We start from the raw sequence: 10,129 nt of genomic DNA, 5'->3' as shown, positions 1-10,129 counted from the left end.
ATCTCCATCGTATGTCAGAAACCCGATTGAATCATAACCCACTGAAATCGCTCAACCCTTTTTGGAACAGGCTCTTAGGAAATACTCTAAAAAGATGATCTTGCTGAGCTGGCATGTTAACTAAAGCCATTTAGATGTGTTTGAATAGAAAACATTCATCAGTAATATAAATTATTTTTATTTATGATTTTCATTAATTGCTCCAAAGTATGGAGTCTTTTGTATACCCAAAATGGTTTACTTTCTAATATGCAGCGCTTTTAAAACCAGCTGGAAAAATCCTATAGTATTCGAGAAAAAAGCCTCATAATATGTGCACACGGCAAGGACGTAAAAGGCGTAAGTCCAGAACAAAATTTGCTGCAGAAGTCCCGCATGGAGTCTAATATGCCGATACAAAATTTCTCCGAACTTGAAGTTCAGAGTGTGATCATCGAAAATTTTCGCTGCATCAAATTTGCGAAGGTTGATATAAACAGCAAGATCACAGTTTTGATTGGAAAGAATGGATCGGGAAAAACTTCTATATTAGACGCAATTGCCATTGCTCTTCAGAGGTTTCAAAATGCATGGGAGTATTCCAATAAAACAAGACAGATTTCAAGATCAGAACGAATTGATTCAGGTGATATAACCAGCAATCAGGATTTTAGCTTGATCGATTTAATAATGAAATCACCAACAAATAATATTTTTGGAGAAATCACAACGCGAATACGTTGCCACTCCAACAAAGTAATTGCTAACGATAACTTTGCATCATTAGTGAATGAAATCAACGGATACAACGGTAAGTTCCACAAGCCACTTTTTATTTATTACTCCCAAAGTCGCTCATTTGAAAGTTTTAAGAGCTCAAAAACTAGTGCACTTTCCGAAGATTCCTTGGACGGAAACTTAAGGGTAATTTCCAGCTTAGAAGAGTGGTGGGACCAAAGGGATGCACAAGAAGCACGCACTGTGCGCGACAATGGCCATCACGATTTCAGAGACCCACAACTAGAAGCAATAAGAAACCTTGTGCGAAGAATAGAGGGATTTAAAGAAATATTCTATTCAGCGAGCTTGCGTCCACAGGGTCTTTACTTCAGAAAAAACAACGGCTCCAGCGTGCATGTTTCAAAGCTCTCAAGTGGTGAACGTTCTTACATTATATTACTCGCCGATCTTGCGCGACGTTTGCAGTTGTCCGCGCCAGAAAAAGACTTATCTAGCATTCCGGGTATAGTTCTCATTGATGAGATAGAGTTAAACCTGCATCCTGCTTGGCAGAGTGAAATCATACAGACTATTCAGGAAGTTTTTAGCTCGTGCCAGTTTATTATTACCACCCACTCACCACAGGTAATATCCGCAATAGAAAGCTTGAACGTAAGGAATGTGCGCCGTTCGGATAATGGCGATATAACGTTGGACACGCCCAAAAGCACTCGCGGAAGAAGTAGTAATTATTTATTGGAAGGCGTTTTCGAAGCCAAAGAACGCTTACCAGAAGTAGATAAGCTGATCTACGATTTTAATAACTCCATCGAGCGTGCTGATTTAGACAAAGCGGAGTCGTTATTTGCTAAGATTCAAAATATTATCGAAGGTATGCCAAGTGACCTGTTAATCTTGAAAAAAAGAATCAGGGAGTTGCGAGAACAAAAATGAAGGGGGCTCGTAAAGGGTCACCTCCGGAGATTTATCTGGAATGGGTGGCCAAAGAAAATGAAGAATGGAAGCCTAGCTATCCCTTTAACGAAAATGATGTTCGTAAAGAGGTAGTTAATGCATTGCATAGGGCACAACGAGGTCTTTGTGTATACTGCGGTCAAAGACTAGATATGTCACGACCTGGGAAAACTTATCATATAGAGCACTTCAGGCCTCAGGGGGCGTATCCGCATCTTTCCGTTGATTACGGCAATTTATACTTAAGTTGTGGCCAAGAAGGCCCAACTGGGGGAGTTTCCCAAACTTGCGGAACACAGAAAGGTGATTGGTTTGATGAAGCGACACATATAGAACCAATTTATGAAAATTGCACTCAGGCATTTATTTTTCATTTAAATGGAAATCTTAGCGGTAAATGCGCTGGATCTACAGCAATTATTGAAATCTTAAATCTAAACCATCCAGAACTCAATAAAGACCGCGAGCAGTTGATTAAATTGATAGATTTGGGTTCGCTTGATGCCTCTGATTTTTGGGACTCATCAACTGGTTTATGCGAGGGATATGCCCATGTGGCATTCAATCGACTTGGAAAAATAATACCTTAGACAAGCTAAATGGCCGATTTCAATGTAGTGTTTCTCTTTTGATCTAGTGGTTTGCTGCTTTGCGGCGCTGCATATCAGATTAAATCCAATATATGAAATTTCCGGCCATTTTTCTACTATCTATCACTTTCTCTTAAAGTGTTATTTTACAGCACTTCTATTCTTTATGTGTGCGTCTGCTGTTGTAATGGTCTAGCCTTAGATTCTCCCTGTCCTTTCCACCGCTGCACTTATCTGGTTATTCGGTTCTCAGACCAGCACTAAAAACAATAAATTTACTACCATTCCTACATTTTCGTTATCAAATCTGGTGCTTCCAATTCAACCGGCACGATGGAGGCTCAATTTTAATCCGCTTTACCTAAACATTATTATTCATAACAGTTTTCCTAGGTTTCGACCGCCGTTTTTCGAATTTTCGACCTTCTGCTGTAAAATTCACACATATTATGGAATAATTTAACTTTAGCCCCATTGAAGCGACGTCACTCATCAGCTAGAAACGCCTCAAATGAGGCTATTGTGCCTCCCGGCGATGCACCCGTAGCTCAGCTGGATAGAGTGCTGCCCTCCGAAGGCAGAGGTCACAGGTTCGAATCCTGTCGGGTGCGCCATTTCAGTACAGAACTCTGAACGCCGAACGCCGCCGTTTCTACGCTAGAAGCGGCTACCAGTGTTCTCAGCAATTCTGACTTCGATCCCATGATGCGAACCTCGTCGTCGGCGACCTCGACACGCTGAGCCAGGGCACGCAGGTGGTCGCGATGATATCCGCCATTGTCGAGCCGTATCCGTTCACGCGCCTTACAGGCGAATGCCTTGAGCATGTCAGGGGTGACACCCTGATCGCCTGAACTGTTTAGCGCGAGTTGCGTGCGCTCGGCATCAGCTACGGCTTGATTCCGTAATGCCTTGAGGCTCGCCAGGCGTTCTTTCGACATGGCGTCGTCCTTGTCGATCAATCCACCTTCGATGGCATCAAACAGACGGCCGATCCGTTGGTCAGTCTCTGTGATTCGTCTGTTAAGCTCAGCCAGATGCGCTCGGCGACGCTCGACACGTTCCTGACGCCTGTCGATGACGCTGGAAAGGATGGTTTCCAGCCGCTTGGGCTGAAGCAAGCGATCTCCAATATGATCGGCGACGAGATGATCCAGCTTGCCCATCGGAATCGCTCGACCCTTGCAGCCGGTCTTTCCCTGCCGAGCCTTGGTCGAGCAGGTGTAGTATCGGTATGTCTGCCCAGCGCTTCCCTTTCCAGTGCGTAGCGTCATGGCACCTCCGCACTTGGCGCAGAAGCAAATGCCTGTCAGCAGAGTGGGGCCGCTGGATACTCGGGCGGGCGTCACCAAAGGATCGCGCGACTTCAAACGCGCTTGCACAGCGTCGAAAATCTCGCGGTCGATCAAGGGCGGCACTGCCATGATGGCGACCTCGCTCTCCGGCTTCTTCTCCCGGTTTTTATGCGAGCGCGTGTTGAACCTGTGTTCGCCGATGTAAGTGGTCCGGGTCAGGATAGCGTGGATTTGCGCCAGACCCCATTTGCCACCGTCACGGGTGAAGAAACCGCGCTCGTTGAGATAAGTGGCAATAGCCTTGACGCCCATTGTGCCGGATGTGCCATCACCTTCGAGATAGAGCCGATAGATCAGCCGCACGGTGTCGGCGTGCAGCGGGTCGATCTCCAGCTTCTTCTTGATCTTTGCTCCCCGCTGCTCGGCCGCGACGATGCGGTAACCAATAGGGGGCCGTGCGCCGTTCCAGAAGCCTTGCCGGGCGTTCTCGTTCATGGCGCGCAGGACGTGCTTGGCGTTCTCCTTCGACTGATATTCGTCGAACAGCGCCATGATCTGCCGCATCATCTGGTGCATGGGATCGTCGCCCATCTCTTGCGTGATCGACACCAGCTTGACGCCGTTTTTCGCCAGCTTCCTGACGTAGAACTCCATCTCGAAGTGATCGCGGAAGAACCGGCTGAACGAATGGACCACGACAATATCGAAGGGCGCGGGCTTGGACGTGCCGGCCTCGATCATGCGCTGGAACTCGGGGCGCTTGTCGTTGGTGGCGGTTGCGCCCGGTTCCACATAAGTCTCAACAAGCTGATAGCCGCGTTGCTCGCAATAGGCTTCACCCTGCCGCTTCTGGTCGGGTATGGAAATGTCATGTTCGGCTTGCCGGGCAGTCGAGACGCGCAGGTAGAGGGCGGCGCGGGCGGTAACGGCTGGGCTGTGCATGTTCATGGCCGGTCTCCCATAGCCTTCTTCGCCTGGGGGCGGTCGATCAAGGGCAGCGCCAGCTCCACCCGGTCATGGACCACCTTGGGCGCGAGCTTGCGGCCATGACCCGGCTCAAGCCGCACAAGGCCGTAGCTCTCCATGGTTTTCAGGGTGCGTGACAGATTGGAGCCGGCCCGGCCGGTAATTTCTGCCAGTTCCTCCAGTGATGCCGGGGCCTTCTCGGCGATGATCCGCAGCAGTTCGCGGTTGCCGGCCGACAGCACCTTGGCGAAGGATTCGGTCGAGGTGAACCATACCTTCGGATCGCCGGGTGCGGGCTTTTCCTCGCCCTTGGCAATCCGCATGGTGCGGGCCTTCATTTCTTGGTAGTCGGCAATCCCGACTTTCAATGTGGTCATAGGGCACCTCGCTCCTTCAACACCGCGTCCACCGCCTGCCAGAAGTCGGCCAGAAGCGTGGCCGCATCCTCGTAGGCGTAAGGCTTCACGGTTTGGAGGCGGTGCCGATGGTCCATCGGCTCGCCGCGTCTGCCTCGGCCGACCGGATGGGCATTGTCGAAGCCGACCAGCCGTTCGCCCGAAGGCCCGTGAAGCGTGAGCGAATAATCGAGGCCGTGCGGCTTTTCCGGCGAGACCGGAACGCGGGTGACGACGAACTTCACCCAATGGCCGCCCTCGGGATCGACAAAAAGCATCTGTCCGTCGAGGTCCAGAAGCGTGTCGAGGCCGGGATCACGATGCCCGCTCACATCTTTTTCCTATCAGCTTGTGATAGGAATTGCAAGCCGTCACCCTGCTTTTTCGGGTTCAGGAGTTCGTCGAACACATCGCCGAACCAACGCTCGAACACGTCGATCTCGGCCTCGGTGACAGGAATGTCCTCCGGCCAATCGTCGGTGACGCGCATCCTTTGCCCGTCCGGGGCTAGAAGCGGCGTGTCGTCCGCTCGCGTCCGGCCGTCTGGCGCGGGTTCGTCGGCGTAATCGAAAAGATCGTCGGGAAGTGCTTCGGGGACCGGGTGTCGCGGTCGCCCTTTGCGGGCGCGGCGTCGCTCTGCGCGCATGGAATCCTCCTTGGTTCTGGTGGATTCCGGGGCGCTACAGGCCCCGGAATTAGGCGAACCATGGAGGGCAGTCGGCGGCCTGTAGCGTGCCGCATTTGCACCTATGCGCTGGCAGCACCCCTGCCGGGATGGGGCTTAGCTTGCGGTTCGCCGTGCCTTGGCGAAACCGCGATCCGTGGCGATGAACCGCTCCAGCATGGGCACGATCAGCCTGACGGGATCGGCGGCAGGCTGGCCGCTCTCGCGGGCCAGCACCTCGGCATAGGCGACCAGATCGCGGTGAAGCGGCGCGGGAAGCTCCACCGTCACCTTGACGGGCTTGTCGTCGGGCAGCGGGCCTAGTTTCAGCTTTGTCATGGTCAACCTCCTGCCAGCTCGAAGACAAGATCGCGGGTGACGATGATCCTGACCGGGAAGCCCGGCCGGATGGTGAGCGTCGGCGCGACCTGCAACTGGCGCTGGACGATCTGCTGGCCTGCCTGATTGACGGTATCCTGCGCCCCGTCGCGGATAGCGCGGATCAGTCGGTCCTCGTCGCTGGTCGCCAGCTCCGTGCCGACCGCGAGCAGCGTGGACAGCCCCGCCGCCTTCATCAGATCCCACCAGTGGTAATCAACCCCGTCTTCCAGCCCGGCATAGCCGCTGGCGTCCGCGCCCGGCAGGCGCTCCAGAACGATGGAACGGCCGCCCGGCAAGATCAGGCGGTTCCAGACCAGCAGCACGCGGCGCTGGCCGAAGGTCACGCCATCATCGTATTGGCCGATGATGCGCGTGCCCTGCGGGATCAGGAGTAGCGAGCCGGTCGGACTGTCATAGACGTTTTCAGTCACCTGTGCGGTGATCTGGCCCGGTAGGTCGGAACGGATGCCGGTGATGAGCGCGGCCGGGATCACGGCCCCGGCCTGAAGCATATAAGGCGATGCCGGCGGCGTGACGCGATCCGGGGCGACGGTCTGCCGGTCCACGGGTCCGTTGAGAAACGCCGCGTGGCGATCCTGTGTCGCGGGCTGCCCGCCGAGGCCAAGGCCAGCGAGGCCGGGCATTGCCGTTCCTGCTGGCGCTCCCGTGCGCGGGCCGGACTGGAAAAACACGTTGCTCAAGCGGGCGGCTTCTTCCTCGGCGAGACGGCGCTGTTCCTCGGGATCGACAGCGGGCGTCGTCATGACGGGCGGTGCGACCGGCTGGCCCCTTGTCTGCGCGTCGAGGATCGGCCGGCCGAGGTCGCCCGGCAAAGCCGGCCCCAAGACAGGGCCAGTATAGTCGCGCGGCAGGCCGGACAATCCGTCTGCCGTGGGCCGATTGTCGGTCGAATAGAGTTCTTCGCCTCCCGGTCCAGCATCGCGGGTCTGGAGCGCGTAGATCAGCGCCCCGCCGATGCCGAGAAGCGCGACAGCTCCGACGCCTGCCAGCATCTTGCGGGACAGGCGGGTGACGCGGGGCGGCTCGGCGCGCAGCCGCATCGGCGCGGCGGTATCGGTGCTGGTGTTGTCTGTCATGACGGGGAGTCTCCGGTCGCGCTGGCGGGCTGCGCGGCGGCGGCCTGCGTCGGGTTGATGCGGACGATCCTGACCGTCTGCTGGCGGTCGCCGCTGCCAAGGCGCAGTTCGGCCGCGCCGAACAGGCGGTCCACGATCAAGATGTTCTGGTGGATACGGCTGTTGACGATCTGAGGCTCGCCGTCCGCGCCAAGGACGAAGATCGGCGGCATCTCGCCCTGCACGATCCCGGCCGGGAAGACGACATAGACGCGCCTGCCATCGTCGAAGACCGAAACCGGCCGCCACGGCGGGCTGTTGCCCTGCATCTGCAAGGCGTAGCGATAGTTCCGCGCCGCCTCGGCCGGAATGATCGGCGCGGCCGGGACCGTCTGGCGCTGGCCGGCAGGCGGTGCGGGATAGGCCCATGCCACGGCGGGCATGTAGAGCGATTCCCGCGCGCGCAGCTCGAGCATGTATGTGCGCCGGTCGGTGGTGACGACAAGGTTGGTGGAAATGTCCGGTCGCGTGGGTTTCACGAGGATATGGACACGGCGGTTCGCACCGCTAACGCTCTCGGTATCGCCAATGATCCAGCGGGCGGTGTCGCCCGCCGCAATCGGCCCTGCGCCTGTCAGGCTTTCGCCCGGCTCCAGCGCAATGGTCGTGATCTGCCCGACTGCGGCATAGACCTGATAGAGCGCGCCTTCGGACCACGGATAAATCTGGATGGCGTTGTAGTAGCCTTCCCGGCGTGGCTCGACGCGGGCGGCTGCGTTGGCGTTCTCGACGCGGCCGGTCGGCGTGCCGGCGGCGGTGCCGCCGCGCGCCACGGTCCATGCCGGGGGCACATGCAGCGGCCGGGGCGTGTCGTTGGTGACGGCCGCCTGCACGGTCGGCAACGGCGGCACGCTGTCGTCGTAGCTGAATTGCGGCGTCCGGTTGGTGGCGCAGCCGGCCAGCATGGTAGCCGAAAGCAGCATGACCGCGATTGTCGGGGTGCGGGTGATCGTCCTCATTGGCTCATCTCCCGCGACCACGAAATCGCGTTGACGTAGATTCCCAGCGGATTGGCGCGCAGGCGTTCGGCGTCGCGCGGCGGCTGGATGACGATGGTGAGGATGGCCGTCCAGCGTTCCGTGGTGGAAAGCTGGCCGTTCTCGAAATGCCTTTCCGTCCACGCCACGCGGAAGCTGTTGGGAGACGCCCGGATGACGCTCGAGACCTCGACGGCGACCTGCTGCCGACCGACGCGCGTGAAGGGATCGTTCGCCCTTGCGTAGTCGTTCAACGCCGCCGCGCCGCGATCCGTGGTCCACTCATACGCCCGAAGCCAGTTCTGGCGGACAATGATCGCGTCGGCCGGGATCGCGCGGACCTGCTCAATGAAGCGACCGAGATGGAAAGCGATCTGCGGATCGGTCGGCCGATAGTCTGCGTTTGCCGGCGCAACGGTCTGCGCCTGACCGAGATTGTCCACCTGAACAACCCACGGCACCACGGTCCCGCGCGCCGACTGCCAGACCAGCGCCGAGGCGAAGCCGGCAGACAGGATCAGGGAACCGAAGGCCATGAGCCGCCAGTTCTTCGCCTGCACGCGGGCCGAGCCGATACGCTCGTCCCATGCCTGTGCGGCCTTCTGATAGGGCGTTTCGGGTTCCGGCGTTTTGCCGTAGTGGGTTGCTGGTCGTTTGAAGATGCTCATGAGCGGTCACTTTCGGAAAGGTTGACGGAGGAACCGGAGCCGTGGCTGTCGCCGGAGCGGACGGCATGGGCGGTCATGGTGGTGCCGTGGTTGAGGGCCTGCCGGCGCTGCATCCGCTGTGCCCAAGCCGGAGGGCCGCCGGCCGGGTTGGATGGCGCGGCTGCGGGTTCGGCGCTTGCGCCGCCGACCGTGCCCATCGTGGAGCTGCCGCCCGTCACGCCGAAACCGGCCTTTGCGCCAGCGGAGAAGCTGGATTTGATGCTTTCGCTTGCTTGGGATGTTGCGCTGGAGGCTGCGCGTTTGAGCGGCGAGACGGTGGCCGAGCCTGCCGCTCGGGCGACACCGCCGAGGCCGGAGGCAACGCCCGCCGCGCCGGACTGGCCGAGCGCGCCGACGCTATAGGCAGCGGTCGCCGCGCCCGCGGCGGTCGCTCCGCCCCGAACGGCCGCGGCCCCGCCGGACAGGGCAGCAGCGCCGCCCTTCGCCGCAAGCATGGCCCCGCCGCCAGCCGCCGCGCCGCCGGCAAGCACCATGCCGCCAGCGGCGAGGCCCGTGCCAACGGCCGCTCCCGCGCCGAGCTGCGGCCCGCCCGATACGACGCCGTTGGCGATGCCGGGACCGAAGATGCCGAGGCCGAGCAGCGACAGCGCGGCGAGCACAATCGCCATGGCGTCGTCGATGGTCGGGGTCGCCCCGCCGAAACCGGCCGTGAATTGGCTGAACAAAGTGCTGCCGATGCCAATGATGACGGCGAGCACCAGAACCTTGATGCCGGACGACACCACGTTGCCCAAGACCTTCTCGGCCATGAAGGCGGTCTTGCCGAACAGGCCGAAGGGGATCAGGACGAAGCCGGCGAGCGTGGTCAGCTTGAACTCGATCAGCGTCACGAAAAGCTGGATCGCCAAAATAAAAAACGCCAGCACGACCAGCGCCCATGCAAACAGCAGGCACGCGATCTGGATGAAGTTCTCGAAGAACGCGATCCAGCCCATCAGGTCTGAAATGGAATCGAGCAGCGGGCGTCCGGCGTCGAGGCCGGTCTGCGCCACGCGACCCGGCCGCATCAGGTCTTCGACGGAAAACCCGGTGCCTGACGCCATCAGGCCGAGACCTGCGAAGCTGTCGAAGACGATCCGGGCGAGGTTGTTCCAGTTGCTGATGATGTAGGCGAACACCCCGATGGACAGGGTCTTCTTCACCAGCCGCGCAACCACATCATCATCTGCGCCCCATGCCCAAAACAGCGCGGCGAGCGTCACGTCGATAACGATCAGCGTCGTGGCGATGAAGGCAACCTCGCCGCCAAGCAGGCCGAACCCGCTGTCGATGTAGGAGGTGAAGACCCCGAGGAAATTGTCGATGACACCCTTGTTGCCCATG

Annotated in this window: 11 protein-coding genes and 1 tRNA gene; 3 read left to right on the top strand and 9 right to left on the bottom strand. The window is 58.1% G+C overall.

Annotated elements, in window-relative coordinates:
* The first annotated feature begins 387 nt into the window (after positions 1-387).
* The 3 genes from FHY56_RS08375 (at position 388) to FHY56_RS08365 (ending at position 2,878) form a co-directional block, all read left to right on the top strand.
* Positions 388-1,653 (top strand): AAA family ATPase, encoded by a 1,266-nt coding sequence (locus tag FHY56_RS08375; RefSeq protein ID WP_158447741.1) that lies wholly within the window; start codon positions 388-390, stop codon positions 1,651-1,653.
* On the top strand, positions 1,650-2,264 hold the full coding sequence (locus tag FHY56_RS08370) for a retron system putative HNH endonuclease (protein ID WP_140904702.1): 615 nt from the start codon (positions 1,650-1,652) through the stop codon (positions 2,262-2,264). Before FHY56_RS08375 ends, FHY56_RS08370 begins: the two co-directional genes overlap by 4 nt.
* A 537-nt stretch (positions 2,265-2,801) precedes the next feature.
* A tRNA-Arg gene (locus FHY56_RS08365) sits at positions 2,802-2,878 on the top strand.
* Here the strand turns inward: FHY56_RS08365 and FHY56_RS08360 are convergent.
* The 9 genes from FHY56_RS08360 to trbL all read right to left on the bottom strand — a co-directional run bounded on the left by FHY56_RS08360 (position 2,849) and on the right by trbL (position 10,128).
* Entirely contained in the window at positions 2,849-4,507 is a 1,659-nt protein-coding gene (locus FHY56_RS08360; RefSeq protein WP_140904701.1) for a recombinase family protein, read from the bottom strand. The two genes, FHY56_RS08365 and FHY56_RS08360, sit on opposite strands and share 30 nt — an antisense overlap.
* Positions 4,504-4,902, bottom strand: a complete 399-nt coding sequence (locus FHY56_RS08355) for an HVO_A0114 family putative DNA-binding protein (RefSeq protein ID WP_140904700.1) — start codon at positions 4,900-4,902, stop codon at positions 4,504-4,506. The genes FHY56_RS08360 and FHY56_RS08355 overlap by 4 nt, the downstream gene beginning before the upstream one ends.
* Positions 4,899-5,252 (bottom strand): toxin-antitoxin system TumE family protein, encoded by a 354-nt coding sequence (locus FHY56_RS08350; RefSeq protein WP_140904699.1) that lies wholly within the window; start codon positions 5,250-5,252, stop codon positions 4,899-4,901. The genes FHY56_RS08355 and FHY56_RS08350 overlap by 4 nt, the downstream gene beginning before the upstream one ends.
* Positions 5,249-5,566: a hypothetical protein gene (locus FHY56_RS08345; RefSeq protein ID WP_140904698.1), complete on the bottom strand. Its 318-nt coding sequence runs from the start codon at positions 5,564-5,566 to the stop codon at positions 5,249-5,251. Before FHY56_RS08345 ends, FHY56_RS08350 begins: the two co-directional genes overlap by 4 nt.
* A gap of 135 nt (positions 5,567-5,701) precedes the next feature.
* Positions 5,702-5,923 (bottom strand): DUF2274 domain-containing protein, encoded by a 222-nt coding sequence (locus FHY56_RS08340; RefSeq protein WP_126001248.1) that lies wholly within the window; start codon positions 5,921-5,923, stop codon positions 5,702-5,704.
* Between the two features lie 2 nt (positions 5,924-5,925).
* Positions 5,926-7,062 (bottom strand): TraB/TrbI/VirB10 family type IV secretion system protein, encoded by a 1,137-nt coding sequence (locus FHY56_RS08335; RefSeq protein WP_140904697.1) that lies wholly within the window; start codon positions 7,060-7,062, stop codon positions 5,926-5,928.
* Positions 7,059-8,060 (bottom strand): P-type conjugative transfer protein TrbG, encoded by a 1,002-nt coding sequence (gene trbG, locus FHY56_RS08330; protein WP_140904696.1) that lies wholly within the window; start codon positions 8,058-8,060, stop codon positions 7,059-7,061. The genes FHY56_RS08335 and trbG overlap by 4 nt, the downstream gene beginning before the upstream one ends.
* Positions 8,057-8,746, bottom strand: coding sequence for a conjugal transfer protein TrbF (gene trbF, locus FHY56_RS08325; RefSeq protein WP_140904695.1), 690 nt, complete (start codon positions 8,744-8,746; stop codon positions 8,057-8,059). The genes trbG and trbF overlap by 4 nt, the downstream gene beginning before the upstream one ends.
* Positions 8,743-10,128, bottom strand: coding sequence for a P-type conjugative transfer protein TrbL (trbL, locus tag FHY56_RS08320; RefSeq protein WP_140904694.1), 1,386 nt, complete (start codon positions 10,126-10,128; stop codon positions 8,743-8,745). Before trbL ends, trbF begins: the two co-directional genes overlap by 4 nt.
* Position 10,129: the final 1 nt, after the last annotated feature.

It is taken from the genome of Brucella gallinifaecis, from assembly GCF_006476605.1.
In the GTDB taxonomy this organism is placed as follows: Bacteria; Pseudomonadota; Alphaproteobacteria; order Rhizobiales; family Rhizobiaceae; genus Brucella; species Brucella gallinifaecis.
This window is presented reverse-complemented; position numbering and strand designations above follow the sequence as displayed.